Source organism: Aquipuribacter aurantiacus, from assembly GCF_051216895.1.
Taxonomy (GTDB): Bacteria; Actinomycetota; Actinomycetes; order Actinomycetales; family JBBAYJ01; genus Aquipuribacter.
The window spans coordinates 156,736-176,843 of the sequence record NZ_JBPKAO010000005.1 but is presented as its reverse complement, the minus strand read 5'-3'; the positions used below and the strand labels follow the sequence as shown (position 1 = coordinate 176,843).

At 72.7% G+C, this 20,108-nt stretch carries 19 protein-coding genes and 1 tRNA gene; 2 read left to right on the top strand and 18 right to left on the bottom strand.

Going from position 1 to position 20,108, the window contains the following annotated elements:
* Positions 1-18: 18 nt before the first annotated feature.
* A complete protein-coding gene (locus ACR80Q_RS09055; protein ID WP_435377274.1) occupies positions 19-1,710 on the bottom strand; it encodes an alpha-amylase family protein in 1,692 nt (563 codons plus the stop codon).
* Entirely contained in the window at positions 1,707-2,741 is a 1,035-nt protein-coding gene (locus ACR80Q_RS09050; RefSeq protein WP_435377273.1) for a TIGR03885 family FMN-dependent LLM class oxidoreductase, read from the bottom strand. Before ACR80Q_RS09050 ends, ACR80Q_RS09055 begins: the two co-directional genes overlap by 4 nt.
* 160 nt (positions 2,742-2,901) lie before the next feature.
* Between ACR80Q_RS09050 and ACR80Q_RS09045 the strand changes: the two genes are divergently transcribed.
* Positions 2,902-3,693 carry an RNA polymerase sigma factor gene (locus ACR80Q_RS09045; protein WP_435377272.1) on the top strand — a complete coding sequence of 264 codons (792 nt, stop codon included), beginning with the start codon at positions 2,902-2,904 and terminating at the stop codon, positions 3,691-3,693.
* Positions 3,694-3,738: 45 nt separating this feature from the next.
* Here ACR80Q_RS09045 and ACR80Q_RS09040 read toward each other — a convergent pair whose 3' ends face one another.
* The 9 genes from ACR80Q_RS09040 to ACR80Q_RS09000 are packed head-to-tail and all read right to left on the bottom strand — an operon-like array spanning position 3,739 to position 12,910.
* Positions 3,739-5,277 carry a CoA-acylating methylmalonate-semialdehyde dehydrogenase gene (locus ACR80Q_RS09040; protein ID WP_435377271.1) on the bottom strand — a complete coding sequence of 513 codons (1,539 nt, stop codon included), beginning with the start codon at positions 5,275-5,277 and terminating at the stop codon, positions 3,739-3,741.
* Positions 5,274-6,299 (bottom strand): amidohydrolase family protein, encoded by a 1,026-nt coding sequence (locus ACR80Q_RS09035; RefSeq protein WP_435377270.1) that lies wholly within the window; start codon positions 6,297-6,299, stop codon positions 5,274-5,276. Before ACR80Q_RS09035 ends, ACR80Q_RS09040 begins: the two co-directional genes overlap by 4 nt.
* Positions 6,300-6,317: 18 nt before the next feature.
* Entirely contained in the window at positions 6,318-7,058 is a 741-nt protein-coding gene (locus ACR80Q_RS09030) for an enoyl-CoA hydratase/isomerase family protein (protein WP_435377269.1), read from the bottom strand.
* Positions 7,058-8,644: an aldehyde dehydrogenase gene (locus ACR80Q_RS09025; protein ID WP_435377268.1), complete on the bottom strand. Its 1,587-nt coding sequence runs from the start codon at positions 8,642-8,644 to the stop codon at positions 7,058-7,060. Before ACR80Q_RS09025 ends, ACR80Q_RS09030 begins: the two co-directional genes overlap by 1 nt.
* 14 nt (positions 8,645-8,658) lie before the next feature.
* Positions 8,659-9,420 (bottom strand): ABC transporter ATP-binding protein, encoded by a 762-nt coding sequence (locus tag ACR80Q_RS09020; RefSeq protein ID WP_435377267.1) that lies wholly within the window; start codon positions 9,418-9,420, stop codon positions 8,659-8,661.
* A 39-nt stretch (positions 9,421-9,459) separates the two neighbouring features.
* Positions 9,460-10,314 carry an ABC transporter permease gene (locus ACR80Q_RS09015; RefSeq protein ID WP_435377266.1) on the bottom strand — a complete coding sequence of 285 codons (855 nt, stop codon included), beginning with the start codon at positions 10,312-10,314 and terminating at the stop codon, positions 9,460-9,462.
* Positions 10,314-11,147: an ABC transporter permease gene (locus tag ACR80Q_RS09010; protein ID WP_435377265.1), complete on the bottom strand. Its 834-nt coding sequence runs from the start codon at positions 11,145-11,147 to the stop codon at positions 10,314-10,316. The genes ACR80Q_RS09015 and ACR80Q_RS09010 overlap by 1 nt, the downstream gene beginning before the upstream one ends.
* 5 nt (positions 11,148-11,152) lie before the next feature.
* Positions 11,153-12,190, bottom strand: a complete 1,038-nt coding sequence (locus ACR80Q_RS09005) for an ABC transporter substrate-binding protein (protein ID WP_435377264.1) — start codon at positions 12,188-12,190, stop codon at positions 11,153-11,155.
* 42 nt (positions 12,191-12,232) lie between these two features.
* Positions 12,233-12,910 (bottom strand): GntR family transcriptional regulator, encoded by a 678-nt coding sequence (locus ACR80Q_RS09000; RefSeq protein ID WP_435377263.1) that lies wholly within the window; start codon positions 12,908-12,910, stop codon positions 12,233-12,235.
* Positions 12,911-13,115: 205 nt separating this feature from the next.
* On the opposite strand from ACR80Q_RS09000, the gene ACR80Q_RS08995 reads away from it, so the two are divergent.
* A complete protein-coding gene (locus ACR80Q_RS08995) occupies positions 13,116-13,454 on the top strand; it encodes a cupin domain-containing protein (protein WP_435377262.1) in 339 nt (112 codons plus the stop codon).
* Between the two features lie 210 nt (positions 13,455-13,664).
* On the opposite strand, the gene ACR80Q_RS08990 is transcribed toward ACR80Q_RS08995, so the two are convergent.
* From ACR80Q_RS08990 to ACR80Q_RS08960, 7 genes are all read right to left on the bottom strand, one after another.
* Positions 13,665-13,931: a hypothetical protein gene (locus ACR80Q_RS08990; protein WP_435377261.1), complete on the bottom strand. Its 267-nt coding sequence runs from the start codon at positions 13,929-13,931 to the stop codon at positions 13,665-13,667.
* A gap of 212 nt (positions 13,932-14,143) precedes the next feature.
* Positions 14,144-14,506 (bottom strand): hypothetical protein, encoded by a 363-nt coding sequence (locus tag ACR80Q_RS08985; RefSeq protein WP_435377260.1) that lies wholly within the window; start codon positions 14,504-14,506, stop codon positions 14,144-14,146.
* A gap of 160 nt (positions 14,507-14,666) precedes the next feature.
* On the bottom strand, positions 14,667-15,200 hold the full coding sequence (locus ACR80Q_RS08980; RefSeq protein WP_435377259.1) for a hypothetical protein: 534 nt from the start codon (positions 15,198-15,200) through the stop codon (positions 14,667-14,669).
* A 765-nt stretch (positions 15,201-15,965) separates the two neighbouring features.
* Positions 15,966-16,532 (bottom strand): hypothetical protein, encoded by a 567-nt coding sequence (locus ACR80Q_RS08975; protein WP_435377258.1) that lies wholly within the window; start codon positions 16,530-16,532, stop codon positions 15,966-15,968.
* A 96-nt stretch (positions 16,533-16,628) separates the two neighbouring features.
* Positions 16,629-16,704, bottom strand: a tRNA-Thr gene (locus ACR80Q_RS08970).
* A gap of 206 nt (positions 16,705-16,910) precedes the next feature.
* Positions 16,911-17,636 (bottom strand): DUF3592 domain-containing protein, encoded by a 726-nt coding sequence (locus ACR80Q_RS08965; RefSeq protein ID WP_435377257.1) that lies wholly within the window; start codon positions 17,634-17,636, stop codon positions 16,911-16,913.
* Between the two features lie 236 nt (positions 17,637-17,872).
* Complete coding sequence (locus tag ACR80Q_RS08960) at positions 17,873-20,053, bottom strand: fibronectin type III domain-containing protein (protein ID WP_435377256.1); 2,181 nt, start codon at positions 20,051-20,053, stop codon at positions 17,873-17,875.
* Positions 20,054-20,108: the final 55 nt, after the last annotated feature.

The following is a 20,108-nucleotide window of genomic DNA, read 5'->3' as shown; positions in this document are numbered from 1 at the left end:
CGACCGACCGGGCGTCGTTCAGCGCAGCCGGTGGTCCGCCGGGGTACGCAGCCGGAGCCACCGGTACCCGTAGCCCGCCAGCGGGACGGTCGCGGAACCGTCCGCGGACACCCGGACCTCGTCCCCGGCGAGCAGGTCCACCAGGGACCCGTCGTGCTCGTCCTGCGCGAACGTCACGGCCACCTCGACGGGCTCGTCGGCGAAGGAGTGCAGCGCCAGCAGGACCGCGCCCCGGTGGCGGACGACGTGGGCCAGCACGTGGTGGTGCGGCTGGTCGAGGACCTCCAGCTCGCCCCAGCCGAGCTCGGGGCTCTGCCGGTAGCGCCGGGCCAGGTGCGACACGAACGTCAGCAGCGAGTCCGGGTCGTCCTGCTGGGCGGCCACGTTCACGTGCTTCGGCGACCAGGCCCCGGCGACGACGGGGTTGGGCAGGGCATCCTCGGCGGCGGTCGAGAAGCCGCCGTTGACGCCGCTGGTCCACTGCATCGGGGTGCGGACGGCCTGCCGGTCGTCGGCGGCGAGGTTCTCACCCATGCCGATCTCCTCGCCGTAGAACAGCACCGGTGTGCCGGGCAGGCTGAACAGCAGGCTGTAGACCATCCGGGTCCGGCGCTGGTCGCCGCCCGGCTCCTCGCCCAGCATCGACGGCAGCCGACGGCGCAGCCCGCGGCCGAACAGCTGGTGCTCCGGCTCCGGTCCGAAGGCGTCGAACACCTCCTGCCGCTCGTTGGCGTCCAGCTTGTCCAGGGTGAGCTCGTCGTGGTTGCGCACGAACGTCGCCCATTGCGAGCGCGCCGCGGTCCGGGGCCGCTCGGCCAGCGACCGCGCCAGCGGACGGGCGTCGGAGCGGGCCAGCGACAGGTACATCTGCTGCATGGCGACGAAGTCGAACTGCATGTCCAGCTCGTCGCCGTCGGCGCCGCCGAAGAACTCCAGCTGCTCGGGACGGGGCAGGTTGACCTCACCCAGCAGGATCGCCTCGCCGTGGCGCAGCGCGAGGAACTCCCGCAGGTCCCGCAGGAGGTCGTGCGGCTCGGACAGCTGCTCGGCGTCCTCGGCGCTCATGCCCCTGGTCTCGATCAGGTAGGGCACGGCGTCGACGCGGAACCCGGACACCCCCAGCTCCAGCCAGAACCCCATGATCTTGGTGATCTCGTCCCGGACGGCCGGGTTGGCGACGTTCAGGTCGGGCTGGTGGGAGTAGAAGCGGTGCAGGTACCACTCGCCGGACGCCTCGTCGAGGGTCCAGATGCCGCCCTCCTGGTCGGGGAACACGACCTCGGCGGACGTGTCCTCCGGCTCGGTGTCCCGCCAGACGTAGTAGTCGCGGAACGGCGCGTCCTTGCCCTGCAGGGCGGAGCGGAACCAGGGGTGGTCGGCGGAGGTGTGGTTGACGACCAGGTCGACGATGACGCGCATCCCCCGGTCGCGGGCCATCCGGACGAAGGGCACCACGTCACCGAGGGTGCCGAGGCGCGGGTCCACGCCGTAGAAGTCGGTGATGTCGTAGCCGTCGTCCCGCTCGGCCGTCGGGTAGAACGGCATCAGCCACAGGCAGGTGACGCCCAGGTCGGCCAGGTGGTCCAGCCGCCGGGTGAGCCCGTGGAAGTCGCCCGTGCCGTCGCCGTCGCCGTCGGCGAAGGTCTCGACGTCCAGGCAGTACAGGACCGCGCTCTTCCACCACATGTCGGCCCGGGCCGAGGTGCTCACGTCAGCAGCTCCCGGGAGTCCGTGGTGCCGCCGCCGGCCGTGGTGCGGGCCGGGACGACCGGCTCGGCGCGGGTGACGTCCAGCTGCGGCAGGACGTGCTCGCCGTAGGCGTCGACGAAGGCCTCCTGCTCGCGGCCGACGTGGTGGACGGCGATCTCGCTGAAGCCGAGCTCGGCGAAGCCCGCCAACCAGGCCGCGTGCTGGGCCAGGTCGCTGGAGACCAGGACCGTCTCGCGGAGCTGCGACTCCGTCACCTGCTCACCGACCTCGTCGAAGTGCTCGACGGTCTCCAGGTCCCAGCACACCGGGGGGGCGAACACGTTGGTGCGCCACTGGTCGTGGGCCAGGGCGAGGGCCTCGTCCTCGGTGGGCGCCCACGACACGTGGACCTGCAGCCGCAGCGGGCCGGGCCCGTCGTTGGACCGGTACGCGTCGACCATCGTGCGGAGCCTGTCGTGCGAGGCGTTGGTGGTGACCAGGCCGTCGGCCCAGGAGGCCACCCAGGCAGCGGTCTCCGGCGTCACGGCCGGACCGATCAGCGCGGGCGGCACCTCGGGCCGGGTCCACAGCCGGGCCCGGTCGACGGTGACGAGACCGTCGTGGCTGACCTCCTCGCCCGCGAGCAGCGCGCGGATGACCTGCACGCACTCCAGGAGCCGCTGGTTGCGCACGCTCTTGCGCGGCCACGCCCCCCCGGTGATGTGCTCGTTGGCGTTCTCACCCGAGCCCAGGGCCACCCACAGCCGCTGCGGGAACATGGCCGACAGGGTCGCCATCGCCTGCGCGACGATGGCGGGGTGGTACCGCTGCCCGGGGGCGTTGACCACGCCGAACGGCAGGCTGGTGCTGGCCATCGCGGCGCCGAGCCAGGACCAGGCGAACCCGGAGTGGCCCTGCCGCACGCTCCAGGGCGAGAAGTGGTCGCTGGACATGCCGCCGGTGAACCCCACCTCCTCCGCGAGCTGCACGGCGCGCAGCAGGTCGGAGGGGTGGACCTGCTCGTGGGAGGCGTGGAGGCCGATGACTGTCATCGGTCGCTCTGTACCCGGGGCCCCCCGCCGCGAAACGACCCGACCCCGGCCCGGTGCGCACTGGGGCGAGGAGTCCGGCAGCGGCACCCACCGGTGGGGACCGGGTGTCCGGTCGGTCGGCCCCGGCTCACCCGCCGGGGCCCGGGCTAGCCTCGTCCGGGTGGAGGACGAGGGGGTCGTGTTCGAAGGGCTCCGGCTGGGGAGCACGCAGGCCTTCGGCGAGGTGCTCGACTCCTACGACGCGTCGATGAGGCGCCTGGCCCGGTTGTACGTGCCCGAGGACCAGGTGGGGGCGTTGCTGCGGCAGACCTGGTCCACGGCGCTGCCCGGCCTGGACATGTTCACCTGGCACACCACGCTGCGCGCCTGGGTCACCGGCATCTTCGTCACCTACGGCCGGGCCTGGCGCAGCAGCGCCGCCGGGACCGCCCCGGCGACCGCGGCCCACACCCGTGCACCGGCCCTCGGCCCACCGACCGCGCGGGCGCCCGACGGTCCCGAGGTGTCGCCCGACCCCGTGCCCTGGGGCAGCCTCGGCTGGTCCGGGCGGTGGGGTCCGGACGGCTGGCAGCTGCTGGAGGACGTGATGGCCACCCAGCCGCTGGACGTCCGCGAGGTGCTGTGGCTGCGCGACGTGGAGACCTGGCCCTGGCGGGAGGTGCTCGACGCCCTCGGCCTCACCGCCGCGCAGGGCCGTGAGCTCCTGGTCGCGGGTCGCGCGGCGCTGGCCGCCGCCGTCGCCGACCACGTGGGCGCGGACCCCGACCCCCACGGGGAGGGACGACTCCGCACCGACGGGGTCGCCACGTTGCTCGCCTCGCTCCGACCGGTGCACCCCCCGCCGGTGGTCGACCGCGAACTGCAGCGGCTGTTCGCGACCTGGCGCCGGCAGCGGGGCGTCCGCCCCTGGCACCGGTGGCGGTGGGAGCTGACCCGCCGCCGTGACCGGTGACCTGGGTAGGTGCAGGCCCGCGACCGGGCCTGCACCTGCGCCGCATCAGCTGCTGGTGGGGAAGCCCAGGTCCAGACCGGCGTGGCTGGGGTCCAGCCACCGCGTCGTCACGACCTTGGTGCGCGTGTAGAACTTGAACCCGTCGACGCCGTGGGCGTGGGTGTCGCCGAACAGCGACGCCTTCCAGCCCCCGAAGGAGAAGTAGGCCATCGGGATCGGGATCGGCACGTTGACGCCGACCATGCCCACCTGGACCTCGTCGGTGTACCGGCGCGCGGCCCCGCCGTCGTTGGTGAACACGGCCGTGCCGTTGCCGTACTGGTTGGCGTTGACGAGGTCGAGCGCCTCGTCGAACGTGTCCACCCGGACGACCGACAGCACCGGGCCGAAGATCTCGTCGGTGTAGATCGTCATGTCGGGGGTGACGGCGTCGAACAGGGTCGGGCCGAGCCAGAAGCCGTCGGGGGCACCGTCGACCACCGGGTCGCGCCCGTCCACCACGAGCCGGGCCCCGGCCTCGACCCCGGCGTCCACGTAGCCGCGGACGCGGTCGCGGTGCTCCCCGGTGACCAGGGGACCCATGTCGCAGCCGCGCCGACCGTCACCGGTGCGCAGCCCGCGAGCGCGGTCGGCGATGCGGGACACGAGCTCGTCACCCACGCCACCCACCGCGACGACGGCCGAGATGGCCATGCACCGCTCGCCCGCGGAGCCGAACCCGGCGTTGATGGCGGCGTCCGCGGCCAGGTCGAGGTCCGCGTCGGGCAGGACGACCATGTGGTTCTTGGCACCGCCGAGGGCCTGCACCCGCTTCCCGGCACGGGTGCCGCGCTCGTACACCGCGCGCGCCACCGGGGTGGACCCGACGAACGACACCGCGGCCACGTCGGGGTGGTCCAGCAGACCGTTGACGGCCTGCACGTCACCGTTGAGCACCGTGAGGACGCCGTCGGGCAGACCGGCGCGCTGCCACAGCCGGGCCAGCACGAGCGCGGCCCCCGGGTCGCGCTCGCTGGGCTTGAGGACGACCGCGTTGCCGGCGGCGATGGCCACGGGCAGGAACCACAGCGGCACCATGGCCGGGAAGTTGAACGGGGTGATGACCGCGACCACGCCGAGCGGCTGACGCAGGCTGCGGATGTCGACGCGGGTCGACACGTTCTCGTTGGCCTCGCCCTTGAGCAGGCTCGGCAGCCCGCACGCGAACTCGACGACCTCGAGCCCGCGGGACACCTCGCCCATGGCGTCGCTGAGGACCTTGCCGTGCTCCGCGGTGATGACGGCGGCGACGTCCTCGGCGTGGGTCTCCAGCAGCTCGCGGAAGCGGAACAGCACCTTGTTGCGCCGGCCCAGGGACAGCCGTCCCCACTCGGCCCCGGCCGCGACGGCCGTCGCCACCGCCGTGTCCACCTCGGCGTCGTCCGCGAGCGCGACGCGGGAGGCCACCTGCCCGGTCGCGGGGTCGTAGACGTCGTGGGTGCGCCCGGAGCGGCCCTCGACCTCCTGCCCGGACAGCCAGTGGCCCCGGACGGGCAGCCCGTCGCGGACGTCGTCGGTGTGCTCGCGGAGTGCAGAGCTGGTCATGTCATGGCCTCCAGGGCGCGTGCGGTCGGGGTAGGGGTCGTGTCGAGCGGCAGGCCCAGCCAGCGGCGGGCGTTGCGGGTGGTGGCGGTCACGTCGACCCCGGCGCGGACGGCGGTGGTCAGCGGGTCGGCGTCGCCCATGTCGAACGGGTAGTCCGAACCCAGCACGACGTGGTCGGCGCCGAAGGCGCCGGTGGTCGTCGCGACGGTGCGGGCGTCATGGGTCAGCAGGTCGGCGTACACCTCGTGGCTCAGCAGCAGCCGGGACGGGTCGTCCCCCAGGCCGGCACCGGTCTCACCCCGCACCCGCCGACCGTGGTCCCACCGGCCGACGACCGCGGGGACGCAGCCGCCGCCGTGGACGGCCAGCACCCGCAGGCCCGGGGTGGCGGTCAGCCCGCCGAGCAGCAGCGACGCGAGACCGACGGCGGTCTCGACCGGGTTCCCGAGCAGGTTGCGCAGGTAGTGCGCGGACAGCCCGGGGCCTGGCTGCTGCATCGGGTGCAGCAGCACGGGCAGCCCGAGCGCGGCCGCCGCGAGCACCGTGGCGGCGCCCGGCCCTTCGCCGACCGGTACGTCACCGACCAGCGGCGGCAGGGCCACGCCGGCCGCACCGAGACCCGGCAGGGCCCGGACGGCGCTCACGGCCTCGTCCTCGTGCTGGGTCGGGACGCACCCGAACGGCACCAGCCGGTCCGGTGCGGTGGCGCACGCGGCCACGAGGGCCGCGCTCACCCGGGCGCACCAGTCCGCGGCCGCTGCGGCCTCGACCCCCACCGGGAACGCGTACGGCGGCGGGGACACCACGCGGACGTCGATGCCGTGGGCGTCCATGTCGGCCAGCAGCACGTCCACCTCCGCCAGCCGGGCGGGCGTGACGGCCAGGTCGAACGCGCCCAGCAGGACGCGGTCGCCCTCGGACCGCAGGCCCGCCGCGGTGTGGGGCAGGTCCCACACCTCACGCGGCAGCAGGTGCGCGTGCGCGTCCACCACCGGGACGTCCGACGCGGGCCCCGCGGTCACGGTTGCGGGGGTCACGCCTCAGCCGCCCCGCCGCAGCGAGCCGACCACGAGCCGGTCACGGGCCAGCTCGTGGGCCTGCTGGGCGTCGAGGCCCGCGGCGACCCGCAGCATGTCGCGGATCTCGGCGTGGACCCGCGGCCGGTGCCGCAGCAGCGCCTGCACGCGAGCCTGGACCGCCTGCTCGAGCTCGGCGGCGGGCACGGCCTCGTTGAGCAGGTCGAGCTCGACCGCACGGGCCGCGTCCACCTGCTCGCCGGTGGCGGTCAGCCAGAACGCCTGCCGGCGGCCGACGACCCGCTCGAGCCAGGCCAGGACCAGGGTGGGGGCCAGACCGATGCCGACCTCCGGGAAGCAGAACCGGGCGGTGTCCACGGCCACGGCCACGTCGCACAGGGCGGCCAGACCCACCCCGAACCCGGCCGCGTCCCCGCCGACGACGGCCACGGTCACCAGGGAGGACCGGGCGAGCGCGTCATTGACCTCCACGAGGACGTCGACCTCGCCCGGCAGCTCGTGGGCGGTGGCCGCCGTCCGCTCGCGGCCGAGGCAGAAGGCGTCGCCCACCGAGCGCAGGACGAGCACGTGGGCCCCCTGCGGCGGGCGGCGGAGCAGCTGGGCGAGCTCGGTGGCCGCCGCGAGCGGGAGCAGCCCGTCCGGCAGGTCGAGCTCGACCGTGACCACGGCGCCCTGGGTCCGCACGGTCAGGGCGGTCCTGACGGTGGCCACGGCCGTCGCCGGCGGGTCGGTCTGCGTCGTCATCAGTTGAGCCGTTCCTGCGCGCGGCCGGCGTACCAGTCGACGTCGTCGACCGCCGTGCGGACGGTGACCGCCCGCACGTGCGTGAAGTCGTGGAAGGACTCCCACCCGCCCTCACGACCGTGGCCGGAGTCCTTGACCCCGCCCCACGGGCTGGACGGGTCGAGGCGGTGGTGGTCGTTGACCCAGACGATGCCCTGCTCCAGGCGGGACGCGACGCGGTGGGCCCGGGCGACGTCCCGGGTCCAGATGCCCGACCCCAGGCCGAAGTCGGAGTCGTTGGCGATGGCGATGGCCTCGTCCTCGTCCTCGAACGGGATGACGACCAGCACGGGGCCGAAGATCTCCTCGCGGGCGACCCGCATCTGGTTGGTCACGCCCGTGAGGACGGTCGGCGCGACGAAGTAGCCGTCGAGCCCGGGTACCTCGACGCGGTGCCCACCGGTGGCCAGGGTGGCCCCCTCGGCGACGCCCACCTGGACGTAGTCGAGGATGCGGGTGCGGGCCCGCTCGGAGATCACGGGCCCGAGCTGCGTGGTTCGCAGCGACGGGTCGCCGACGACGATCCGCTCGGCCTGGGCGACCAGGCGCTCGACGAACTCGTCGTGGATGCTGCGCTGCACGATGAGCCGGGTGCCGGCGATGCAGGTCTGCCCGGCGCCGATGAAGCCGCCGAACGCCGTGCCGCGCGCGGCGACGTCGGGGTCCATGTCGTCGAAGACGAGCACCGGGCTCTTGCCACCGAGCTCGACGGTCGACTTGGCGAACCGGCGGGCGGTGGCGACGGCCACGGCGCGACCCGGCTCCGTCCCACCCGTGAACACGGCCTTGGCGACGAGCGGGTGCTCCACCAGGGCGGCGCCGGCGACCGGGCCGAGCCCGGGGACGACGTTGAGGACACCGGCGGGGATGCCGGCTTCCAGGGCCAGCCGCCCGACCAGCAGCGCGGTGAGCGGGGTCTGCTCCGACGGCTTGAGGACCACGCTGTTGCCGGTGGCCAGCGCCGGCGCGAGGCTCTTGGACGCGATCATCAACGGGTGGTTGAAGCTGGACAGGATGCCCACCACGCCGATCGGGAACCGCGACGTGTACGAGTGGTACTGACCGGACATCGGCACCACGGAGTCACGGTCGGCCAGCAGCAGGGCCGCGTTGTAGCGGTACCACTCGGGCAGCCGGGTGATCTGCGCCTTGGTCTCCGTGATGGGCCGGCCGTTGTTGACCGTCTCCAGCAGGTACAGCTCCTCCATGTGCTCGGCGAGCAGGTCGGCGAAGCGGTTCGTGACCCGGGCGCGGTCGTGGATCGGCATCGTCCGCCACTCGCCGCGGTCGAAGGCGGCCCGGGCGGCCCGGACGGCGGTGTCGACGTCCGAGGCGTCGGCGCAGGCGGCCCGCGCGAAGACGGCACCGGTCGCCGGGTTGACGAGCTCGAGGACCTCGCCGTGACCGTCGACGTCGCGGCCGTCGATCAGGAGACCGTGCACGTGGGGCTGCACGCCGTCGGTCGAGGGGGGTAGGACGGCGTCCTGGACCGACCGTCGGCTCTCGCCGGCCTCGGCGGGACTGCCGGTGGTGGTGGTGGTGGTCATGACGGTGCGTCTCCTCAGGCTCGGGCGCTCATGGCGGGGGTGCGGCGGGCGGCCTCGAGCTCCTCGAAGCGGCGCAGCACGGTCGACTCCAGGACGGCGACGTCGGAGTCGCTGGCCCGCCGGGGACGGGGCAGGTCGATGGCGAGGTCCTCCACGACGTGGCCACCGGCGAGCATGATGATCCGGTCGGACAGCTGCACGGCCTCCCCCACGTCGTGGGTGACGAACACGACGGTCTTGCGGGTGCGGCCCCAGAGCTCCTGCAGGTGCTCGCGCAGGCCGCGGGCCGTGATGGCGTCCAGGTGGCTGAACGGCTCGTCCATGAGCAGCACGTCCGGCTGCACGCTGAACGCCCGGGCGATGCCGATGCGCTGCTGCTGCCCGCCGGACAGCTGGGAGGGCCACTTCTTGGCGGAGTCCGCGAGGCCGACGAGCTCGAGGGCCTCCATCACCCGGTCGTGGGCCTGCGGGTCGCCCTGCGGCTGGACGTACATCAGGTTGTCCGCGACCGTGCGCCACGGCAGCAGGCGCGGCTCCTGGAAGACGTAGGCGAGCTTCGCCTCGTGGTCGCCCGCGGTGTGGCGCACCGCCCCGTCGCTGGCGTGGTCGACGCCGCTGATGATGTTGAGCAGCGTGGTCTTGCCGCAGCCGGACGGGCCCACGAGCGACACGAAGGACCGGTCGGCGATCTCGAAGCTGATGTCGTCCAGGACGGTCTGGGTGCCGCCCGCGGAGCGGAAGGTCTTGGTCAGGTTCTGCACGGAGACGATGGCCATGGTGGCTCCTCGGTTCGGGGGTCGGTGGGCGCTGCGGCGTCAGGCCGCGGCACGCTGCGCAGGCAGGTCGGCGGAGTCGCGCCAGGCGAAGGCCCGACGGCTGATGCGCTCGAGGACGAAGCGGTCCAGGACGAGCATGAACACGATGAACAGGACGACCCAGGCCAGGAAGCCCGGCATCCGGCTGGCGTCGTACCAGTAGCGGGCCCGGAAGCCGACGCCCTCGCTGGCGCCGAACCACTCCGACAGCAGCAGCCCGTTCCAGCCCGACATCACCGCGAACCGGATGCCGTTGAAGACGTAGGCGGAGACCGCGGGCAGCACGACGTGCCGGGTGCGTCGCCGGCGCCCGACACCGAACGAGGCGCTCATCTCGGTGAGGTCCTTGGGGATCGCCGCCGCGCCGGCCGCGACGTTGACCGCGACGAACGGGACCGCCGACAGCACGACCGTGACGATCGGGGCCGTGTTGCCGAAGCCGAACCACATGACGCACAGCAGCGCCCAGATCACGGCCGGGATCGCCAGGCCGGTGAGGTTGATGTCACCGAGGACGTCGGCGGCGATCCTCGACGTGCCGATGGCCAGGCCGAGCACGACGCCGATGACGACGGAGAGCAGCATGCCGATGCCGAAGCGCTGCATGCTGATCAGGAAGTTGGCGGCCACCTGCCCGTCGACCGTCTCCGCCACCATGGCGGCGACGACCTCGAGCGGACCGGGGAAGGTCCGGGAGAGCAGGCCGAGGAGCACCCAGCCCAGCAGGAAGACGACGAAGGCCGTCAGCGAGGCCCCGGTCGGCCCGACGAGGAACTCGCGCAGTCCCCCGCGTCCGGGTCGGGTCGTGTCGGGCGCGGGGCCCCCGGCATGGGCGGTCGTGGTGTCGGCAGCCATCAGCGGCTCCCCCTCCAGGCGAAGAGACGCTGCTCGAGCCGGGCGAGCACGACCCGCTCGATGAACAGCATGAAGATGACGAAGAACGCGGTCCAGGCGAGCACCCCGGTGACCGAGAACTCCTGGTACTCGGCCCGGATCATGAAGCCGATGCCGCTGCGGCCGCCGAAGACCTCGGTGAGGGCCTCGACCTTCCACGCCATGGCGAAGCCGTAGCGCAGGGCGGCGAACAGGAAGGGCAGGACCGTCGGGACGACGACAGAACGCACGACGTCGGCGTGGCTGCGTCCGTACACGGTGCTCATCTGCAGCAGCCGCGGGTCGACGGCACGGACGCCCTCGGCCACGTTGAGCGCGACGTACGGCATGGAGACCAGCGCCACCGCCACCACGGGCCCGACGGCCCCGATGCCGAACAGGATGAGGGCGAAGACCGCGTACGTCAGACCGGGGACGTTGCCGAGGACCAGGACGGGCTGGGTGAAGAAGTTGGTCCAGTAGCGGCTGCGGCCCATGAGCAGACCGACTGGTCCACCCAGCACCGCGCCGAGGGCGAAACCGGCGACGATCTTGCCGATGGAGGACCCGAAGTGGACGAAGGCGGCGCCGCTGAGCAGCAGCTCCCACATCTTCGCCGCGACGGTCCACGGGGCGGGCAGGACGTAGGGGGTGAAGACGACCAGTGAGAAGAACGTCCACACCGTCAGCAGGGCGACGTAGCCGACCAGCACCGAGCCGAGGCGGCGGACGAACGGGGGAACACCGGGCCGGGGCGCCCGGTCGGAGGGGTGACCCTCCGACCGGGCGGGCGGCCGTTCGGTGACGGCGGCCACGCGGGTCAGCTCGTCGAGGTCAGGAAGTCGGGTGCTTCCTGGCCCTCGTCCATGTGGCCGGTGTCCTGGAGCAGGTCGAAGATCCCGGACTCGCCCTCGACCCAGGCCTCGTCGAAGCGGACGTCGTCGACGAACCAGTCGTGCTCGGCGACGTACTCCTGGACGAACGCGACGTCCTCGGGCTCCTCGACGGCGAAGTGCTGGGGGTAGGTCTCGATGATGGTGGCCTGGTTGGCCTCCCACTCCTCCAGCCCGCGCTGCCACACGTCGAGGAAGAACTCGACCTCCTCGGGGTGCGACTCGGCCCAGTCCTTGCCGGCCAGGAACACGTTGATCATCGGGCCCTCGTGGCCCTCGACCACCAGCTCGGAGTACAGGTCGCTGGAGGACCGGCCGTCGTAGAGGACCTTGAGCTCACCGCTGCGCAGGCCGGGCGCCGCGAACTCCGGGAGGCAGACGCAGGCGGCCACCTCGCCGCGCTCGACCAGGTCGGCCTGGTTCTGCGGGTCGGCGACGACGAGGTTGTAGTCGCCACCGCCGGTGCGGAAGTCGACGTCGTGCATCTGCTGGGCGTAGGCGCTCCACACCAGCGTGGCCGACACCGCGGTGAACACCGAGATGTCCTCGCCCTGCAGGTCCTCCAGCGTCTCGGCCGGGTTGTCGGCGCGGGCGATGATGACGCTGCGGTCCTTGTTGTAGCGACCGATGGTCAGCGTGTCGCGACCGGTCTGCTCCTCGATGATCGGGATCTCGTAGGTCGCGGTGGACACGACGTCGGCGTGACCGCCCGCGAAGATGCCGAACTCGTCCCACGTCGAGGAGGCGATGACCCGCATGCCCCGCTCCTCCTCCATCTCGGCGAGGATCCCCTCGTCGGTGATGTAGTCCCAGACGGGGTCGGGCGCGAACGTGAAGCGGACGACGTCGTCGCCACCGCCCTCGGCCTCCGACGCTGCGGCGCCACCCCCGCAGGCGGCGAGGGCGAGCGCGGCGACCGCGGTGGCGGCGACGACCGCGCGGGGTGTCCAGGTGTGACGTGTCACGGGGGTCCTCCTCGTTGAGAACAGCCGCTCCGGCAGGAGCGGTCAGTCGGTGCGGGTGCTCAGCTGCGCGTGCTCGCCGTCCGGGGAGACGGCGTTCTCCAGCAGGTAGCGCAGGATGAACTCGTGCGAGGTCTCCAGGTGGACCCGGGTGACCTCGGCGGCCTGGGTGGCGTCGCCGGCGGTGACGGCGGCCAGGATCGTGGCGTGCTCCTGCTGGAGGTGGTCGGTCTGACCGATGACCTCCAGGTGCAGCAGCAGGTAGCGGTCGGTGAGCTTGCGCAGCCGCTCGATCTGCTCGACCATCCGCGGTCGGTTGGCCTGCATGTAGACGGCGGCGTGGAACGCGGCGTTGGCCCGCAGCCACACCGGCGCCTCGTCGGTGCTGCCCATCACGTCGAACTCGTGCTGCATCCGCAGGTGGGCGGCGCGCCCCATGTTCGGGACGCCGAGCCGCGTCGCCACGGGCTCCAGCGCCAGCCTCATCTCGTACAGCTCCTGCAGCTCGTCGATGGACATGCCGCGCACCACGGCGGTCGTGCCCGACACGAGGTCGACCAGACCTTCCGCGGACAGCGACTGCAGGGCGTCACGGACCGGGATGCGGCTGCAGCGGTACTGCTCAGCCAGCCGGACCTGCGACAGCTTCGAGCTGGGCCCCAGACGTCCCTCGAGGATGTCGTTGCGCAGCGCGTCGGCGACGCGGGTAGCGGCTGTACTCATCCGTTCGATCCTGTCTACGCTGATGGGATCTGACATGCACCTGTATACAGGTGTAGGCAGCGCGCGTCCAGACCCGCCGGCGGGTGGGTGAAGGCCGGTGGCGCACGCTCACCCCCGACGGGAAGGGCCATGGACCTTGGTCCCCCGTCCGGTCCTCACCGCGGCCCGATGATGGGCCCGTGCACCCCCGACGTGAGGACCGACGATGACCGCCGCCCTGTCCCTGACCGACCTGGCCACCGAGCACCTGGCGAAGGCGCACGACGCCTCGGCCGGGCGAAGCGCCGTCACCGTCTACGGCGGTCACGAGCACTCGCTGCGCCAGACCCTCATCGCGCTGGCGGCCGGCCGCGGCCTCGACGAGCACGAGAGCCCCGGCGAGGCCACGGTCCAGGTCCTGCAGGGCCGCGTCACGCTCGCCTCGGACGAGGAGTCGGTCGAGGGTGCCGCCGGTGACGTGCTGGTGGTCCCGGACCGACGCCACAGCCTGGCAGCGAGCGAGGACTCCGTGGTGCTGCTCACGGTGGTGAAGAAGCTGGCCTGAGCCACGGCGGCCGACCCCAAGGGGGTGGAGCCGGCGGTGGGACTCGAACCCGCAGCCGCCCGATCACAGCGCGCCGGCGAGTCCCGGGCAAGTACAGGTCGTTGACCTGCAACGATCCGGTCAGAACAGCCGCGTGAGTGCACGGTTTGGCGGGGGCGTTGCTGTCGAGTTCTGCTGTCACCGGTGGACCAGGTGCCGGCGCCGGACTTGCTAGGTGTGGTCCACCTCGCACCGCACGACGCCCTTCGCGCCGAGTGCGGCCTGCTCGATGCGCCACCACGCCGGCCCTCGCTCGGGGTCTTCCTGAGCGGCGGCCAGCAATGCGGTGAGGGCCGCCAGCGAGCCGGCGTAGCTCTGGAGAGTGTCCTCGATCGGCGACAGGTGGACCAGCTCGTCGAGTCCGCACGTGTGGTCGATCAGAGGTTCGGGTCGTGTCTTGCGCCAGCCGCGCGGTAGTCGTAGGTCGAGACTGCCCATTCGGGCTACGAAACTCGGCCGGTCGACTGCGAAGAGGACGAGCCGGCACCACTCCTTTCCAACCTCGACCCCGTCGATTCGGAACGCTCCACCCGCCACGTGGTCATGATGACTCGGGGCCAGCGACGGGCGCGCGAACTTCGGTCCTGCCGACCACCTGAGGCTTCCCCGCACTCCGGGGGGGGGAGACCCGGGGTTCGGGGTGGAGCCCCTCAGTCCGCGATCAGGCGCAGCAGGAACACACCCATGAGAATCGGAATGCCTGCGGCCAACAGCGCCAGCACGGTGAAGTACACCCGGGCCGGCACTCCCGCCGCCCGTGGGACCGCCAAGACGGTGCCCGGGAAGGACCAGCGCGTCGGGTTGCGTCTGACCAGGGCGCTCAGCAGCGTGGCAACAGCGAGACCCAGACCGATCACGCTGGCGAACCAACCGGAGACCCAGCGGACCTCGTCGAACACGTTGAGCAGCATGAAGTTGCAGCCCCCGAGCCAGCTGATCAGCCCGACGAGGATGAGCCGTGCCCGCCAGGGTCCCCACGGCGAGGCGACGACGTCGACACCGGTTGCAGACATGCAACCAGCGTGGCAGCAGACGAGCAGTCGTGGGCCCCCGGATGATCACACTCAGCCGAGCGGGGGGCGCGAAAGGCGCCTGCGCCGCACGCGCACCCCAGCTCGACCGACTCGGCGAGGGCCGCGGGGCCTTCTCAGTCGCTCCGGCCAGAGCTGTCGATCAGGGCGCGAGCCGCTCGCATGCGACCGCGTGGAACGTGTCGACCGGGATGAGCTCCTCCTCCCCCTCCTGCTCACCTCCAGGCGTCCCCCTCAGCCACACCTGGCCCTCGCGGACAGCCTGCAGGTCGGCTCCGTAGAACACCAGGCTGTCACTCCCCCACCGGGTCGAGTAGTAGGCGCTCAGCATGGCCCCCTGGTCCAGGTCGATGCCGAGCTGCTCTGCTCGGCCGACAGACCCGTCCTCCGCCAGCTGGACCAGTCGAAGTCCTCCGTCGGCGCTGATGGGCCACTCGCGTATCCGGTCACCTGCCTTCTGACTGATCGACCATTTCGCTAGATCGAGCATGTCGGCTTCGCCTTTGCACACCGCCACGGCAGCGGTCATCCGACCCTCCTCATCAACGGTCAGCCCGATGACGGAACCTGGCTCCGGAGCGCTCATCAGGTTGGCCATGACGAAGAACAGGGGGATGGACGCCAGGCCCACCAAGCCCGCCAGCAGACCACCGACCATGACGACCGTGGCGAACACATCGCGCCGTCGGGCCTGCGCCGGGGACGGGGACGGACGGACGTGCCTACTCGTCCACTGAGGACGGAGGTCGGCTCCCGGGTCGTCAGGGTCCGCCCTCACCATCTCGGGCAGTCAGGCCGGGGCGGCGGACTCGCAGACTTCGAGACCGCGCTGAGCGGCGCGACCTCCAGCCCGCGCGGGGGCTCGGCAGTGTCGTCTACGGGTGGCCGCATCTGCATGGACGCCATCGTGCCCGGACAGACCTGCGGCGCACGTGTCGGTCGACGCGGTACGGGCACGCGACACTCAGGGTGGCGCTCGAGGACGTGCTCCGCGGGGACCTCGGTTCGTGGTGGCAGGACGTCGACGCCGGTGTCCTCCGGGGCGCCGAGGCCTGCACTGGACCGGAGGGCAGTTGGAGTTCCTGCCTCCCAAGACGCGCCGGTCCCGGCGGACGGTGCCGCTACCGAACCTGTGCGCCGATGCGCTCGGGCAGCACGGCGGGCGACAGGCCGCCGAGCGTGCCGCGTCTCTGCCCCCGTGGCCACCGGCGGAGCTGGTGCTCGTTACCACCATCGGGACCCCTGTCGACCCGAACAACTCCTCCCGTCGCTTCGGCGGCTGGTGCAAGGCGACCGGCGTCCCGCGTGTGCGTCTGCACGACCTCCGGCACACCAGCGTGTCGCAGCTCCTGACGCTTGTCGTTCATCCGCGCGTGGTGAAGGAGATCGTCGGGGCTGGACTGGTGACGACGTGCGGGGTCGTCGTTTGCCCTCCGGGAGCCTAAGGGCGTCGGATCAGGGCCCGCAGGAACGCTGCCCTTCTGGCTCTGCGGGCTGCTCGTCGTGCTTGCTTGTCGGCGAGCCTCTTGGCGTCGAGCTCCGCTATGGCGGTGAAGTGACCGTAGGTCCGGAGCGGCTCGCTGAGTGCTTCGAGGTCCGCCGCTGTGAGTGCGGCGACGATGGACTGCGAGCTGTCGTGGAACGTGCCCATGTCCCGGGCGTCCGGGCCCCACAGCTCGGCGTTGATCGACCACGCTGCGTAGGCCACGAGCGCCTCCCACTGCTCGACGTCGAGGAGGTCGAGCACCACGGCCATCCCGGGATCCTGACGTCCCCGGCTCTGTGTGCGACCGAGTTCGGTGAGCTTCGCCTCGACGTCGCGGACGTCGGGCGGGACGTCTTCGGCGTAGTCGCTGTACGCGTCCACCTCGGCTCGAACCAGGTGGGGCCGCAGGCGGGTCAGGATGGTCTGGCAGACAACGGTGCCGTCATGCGGGTGCATCGGCTCTTGGGTGGGTTCGAAGGCGAAGTCCTGCCGCCAGTCCGAGAGCTCACGGATGCTGGACACGCTCTGGATTCTGCCGTTCGCGAGGTGCCGTTGCTGTCAGTCGTGCTGTCACCAGCAGAGGCCAGCGTTCGGCGGGGACAAACCTGCAGGTCAGGGTGGAGCTGGCGGTGGGACTCGAACCCACAACCGCCCGATTACAAGTCGGGTGCGCTACCAATTGCGCCACGCCAGCGGGATCGGACCGTGATCGGACCAGCGGAGCGACGCCGGCATGCTTCACCCGCCCGCACCGAGCCGCCCGCCGTCCCCACCGCTGCGCGGAGAAGGCGTGGACTGCAGGCTACCGGCCCCGGTCGACGTGGACCGCGCACCGCAACCGTCGCATCAGCCCGGCCCCACCTCACCGAGGTGGCCGTTGATCGCCCTTCCCGGACCTGCTCAGCCGGTCCTCGGGACGTCGTGCCGCCACTGACTCCGCAGGTCCCAGAGCTCGCGGGCGATGAGCTCGTAGCGCGCCGGCGGGCCGGCGGTGTCCGGGTCGAACCAGTGCACGAACTCCTGGTGCACGACCGTGCGCACGTCCGCGGTGGACCGGGCCCCGTCGAGGCGGGCCACGATGGTCCGGGCCTCCGGCTGGTACTCCTCGAGGTCGCTCGCCCCCCGCGCGGTGAGCCCGATCGGGTCGTGCCGGTGCAGCAGCGCCCCGACCGTCCTCACCAGCTCCGCCGAGGCCAGGGCCTCACCCCGAGCGCCGCGCCACCGCGGGCCACGCCGTCGGTGCCGCACCGGGCGGAGCATCCGGATCCCGAGGACGGCCCCGACGACCGCGGCGGCGGCCCCGGCGACCAGGAACACACCGGCGAAGGCGTAGTCCTCCGTCCACCCGGTCCAGGACTGCGTCTGGAACCGGTAGGGGTCGGTCCGGTCGTACAAGATCTCCACGCGGTCCCCGACCTGCTCGTCGGTGAACCGACTCGTGTCGGACTCCCAGCCGCGTCCCTGCGCCTCGTACTCCGCCGTCAGGATCGGGTTCCTGCCGTCCCGCACGTAGGTGACCTCGGCCGTCGTGACCGTCCCGTACCGCTGCAGCTGCGACGTCTCGTGCAGCTCGAACGCGCCGAGGCCGCCGAAGACGAGACCGACCGCGAGCCACGCCAGGACCACCTGCGCCGGCGACCTGTCCCGACCCGATCGCTTCGACGGGAGACCGTATCGGCGGCGGCGCCGGCTGCCCGGACGCGCGCGGCTCCTCACCTCGTCCACCTGCAGAGGATGGCCCACCGGCCGGCCCCGGGTGCGGCTTTCCGGCAGGCGTCGCCCTCGGGCGGAGCGCTCACCTCGCCCGGACGCGGCAGGACCCCGACCGCCGGACGGTCGGGGTCCTGCCGGTCCTCCGGCGGTCAGCCGGTGCGGCGGCGACGGGTGCCGGCGACGAGCGCCCCGCCCAGGCCGACGAGGAGCATGCCCATGGCGGCCAGGGTCCCGGTCTCGGCGCCGGTACGGGCCAGCTCGGCCCGCTCGGACGTGACCGCGGGGGCCACCCGGCCCTGGACGGCCGGAGCACCCGACGGTCCGGCCGCCGGGGTGGCCGGGGTGGCGGGCGTGAACACGTCGGACGGGGTCTCCGGGTCCGCGACCGGTGCGGGTTCCGGACCCGTCACCGGAGAGGCCACCGGGGCCGACCAGTCCGCGCGGACCGTGATGCTGAGGTCCACCCGCGGGCCACTGCCCTCGCTGTTCTCGGGGGTGATGCCGAGGTCGTACGTCAACGGGTCGAGGTCGTCGATGACCACCTCACGCGTCTCGGCGTCGAAGGGCTGGTACCCGGCGGACTGCGAGCTCGACAGCCCCACGACGTAGCGCAGGATCGCCGAGGTCCCCGGGTCGGCCGGGGCCGAGAAGCGGATGGTGACCTGGCGCGGGCCGGTCTGCACCACCGTGGCGTCGCGGACCCCCGAGGGGGCTCGCCACTCCTCGGCGGTGGGGGCGCTGCCCGTACCGGACGGGCCGGTGCCGTCGGCGGTGAGGGGGGTGACCGTGAACGTGTACGGCGTCCCCTCCAGGAGCCCGGCCAGGACGACCGACCGGTCAGCGGGCCCGACCTCGGCGGCCACGGTGCCCGGTGCCGGCGCCGCGGCGGAGACCCCGAGCAGCAGCACGGGGAAGTCGCCCAGCACGGGGCTCGGAGTGCCGACCACCAGGTAGCCGGAGATCCGGTCGTCGTCGCTGTCGTCGACCCAGCTGACGCGCATCGACTGCGGGCCGACCTGGACCGCGGTGATGTCCGTGGGCGCCTGGACCGGCGCCTGCACCTCGAAGGTCGCGGTGGCGGGCGCGGACATGCCGGCCTCGGAGTCGGCCTGGACCGCGACCTCGTAGGTGCCGGGCGCCAGGTCCTCGATCGTGAGGTCCAGGGTGCCGGAGTCGGTGAACCAGGTCTGGCCCTGGAGCGTGACGACGTACGCGCCGAAGGTCGGGTGCCCCAGGTCGACCGGGGCCTGCCAGGTGACCGTCACCTCGCCCGGGTTCGCGCCGAGGGTCGTGGTGACGTCCCGGGGGGCCGAGGGCGCCGCGAGGACCTCGACCTGCGTCGTCGCCGGCTCGCTCCTCCCCTTGGTGTTCACAGCCCTGACGCTCACGGTGCGCACGCCACCGGCGACGCCGCTCACCGTCGCCTGGGTGATCTCGGGGCCGTAGGTGACCGGGGCGCCGCCGTCGACGACGACCTCGTAGCCGGTGAGGGGCGCGTCGCCGTCCCACCCGGGTTCCGTCCAGCTGACCAGCACCTCACCGACACCGGTCTGACCGGCGGCGAGGTCGCCCGGGGGCATGGGGAGGTAGACGGTCGGTGCCACCGTGAAGGCCATCACCGCGCGCTCCTTCGTCTGGAAGTCCTCGACGAACGCCGTGTAGTCACCCGGCACGAACGGGAAGGCGGTCGAGAACGTCCCGACCGCCCCGTCCCTGGCCCAGGAGTCGTTCCCCACCAGCCCGATGATGACGGTGCCGCCGACGTGCTTCCAGGTGACCGTGAGGACACCGTCCTCGACCACCGCCGTTATGTCGGTGGGCATGGTGCCGGGGTCCTGCCCGACGTCCCCCCCGTCCGATGGGTCGTTGCCGGGGTCCTGCCCCAGGTCCGCGGCCGGCTCGACCGGGTCGCCGCCCTCGCCCTGGACGCCGCCCTCCTCGTTGCTGTCGTCCGCGACGGGCTCGCTCACCTCGTCCTCGACCGGCTCGTCGACCGGAGGCACAGGCCCGTCGACGGCCTCGGGGTCGGGCTCGGGCTCGGCCTCGGGCTCTGGCTCGGGCTCTGGCTCGGGCTCGGGCTCGGGCTCGGGCTCTGGCTCGGGCTCGGCGACCGCTTCGGGCTCGGCAGCAGCCTCGGGCTCGGCGACCGCTTCGGGCTCGGCAGCAGCCTCGGCTCCGGAGCCGACGGCGGCCTCGACCGCGCCGTCCTCGGTGCCGGAGGCGACAGCGGCCGACACCCCGGTGCTCCCGACGACGACGGCGGCGGCGAGAGCGGCCACGGCGCGAAGGGCTCGGCGCTGGTGCGACGTACGGGTTGTCCTGGGGTTCATGGGTGGCCCTCCTGGGGCGGCACGCGGCCGGGCTCGGTCCCGGGCTCACGAACCA

What these genes read in the sequence shown, in the direction of transcription:
- ACR80Q_RS09030 (WP_435377269.1), bottom strand. Translation starts at nt 7,058, where the DNA reads ATGACGACGCAGACCGACCCGCCGGCGACGGCCGTGGCCACCGTCAGG.
- ACR80Q_RS08960 (WP_435377256.1), bottom strand. Translation starts at nt 20,053, where the DNA reads ATGAACCCCAGGACAACCCGTACGTCGCACCAGCGCCGAGCCCTTCGC.
- ACR80Q_RS08990 (WP_435377261.1), bottom strand. Translation starts at nt 13,931, where the DNA reads ATGGGCAGTCTCGACCTACGACTACCGCGCGGCTGGCGCAAGACACGA.
- ACR80Q_RS09020 (WP_435377267.1), bottom strand. Translation starts at nt 9,420, where the DNA reads ATGGCCATCGTCTCCGTGCAGAACCTGACCAAGACCTTCCGCTCCGCG.
- ACR80Q_RS08985 (WP_435377260.1), bottom strand. Translation starts at nt 14,506, where the DNA reads ATGTCTGCAACCGGTGTCGACGTCGTCGCCTCGCCGTGGGGACCCTGG.
- ACR80Q_RS09025 (WP_435377268.1), bottom strand. Translation starts at nt 8,644, where the DNA reads ATGACCACCACCACCACCACCGGCAGTCCCGCCGAGGCCGGCGAGAGC.
- ACR80Q_RS08995 (WP_435377262.1), top strand. Translation starts at nt 13,116, where the DNA reads ATGACCGCCGCCCTGTCCCTGACCGACCTGGCCACCGAGCACCTGGCG.
- ACR80Q_RS09015 (WP_435377266.1), bottom strand. Translation starts at nt 10,314, where the DNA reads ATGGCTGCCGACACCACGACCGCCCATGCCGGGGGCCCCGCGCCCGAC.
- ACR80Q_RS09000 (WP_435377263.1), bottom strand. Translation starts at nt 12,910, where the DNA reads ATGAGTACAGCCGCTACCCGCGTCGCCGACGCGCTGCGCAACGACATC.
- ACR80Q_RS09040 (WP_435377271.1), bottom strand. Translation starts at nt 5,277, where the DNA reads ATGACCAGCTCTGCACTCCGCGAGCACACCGACGACGTCCGCGACGGG.
- ACR80Q_RS09050 (WP_435377273.1), bottom strand. Translation starts at nt 2,741, where the DNA reads ATGACAGTCATCGGCCTCCACGCCTCCCACGAGCAGGTCCACCCCTCC.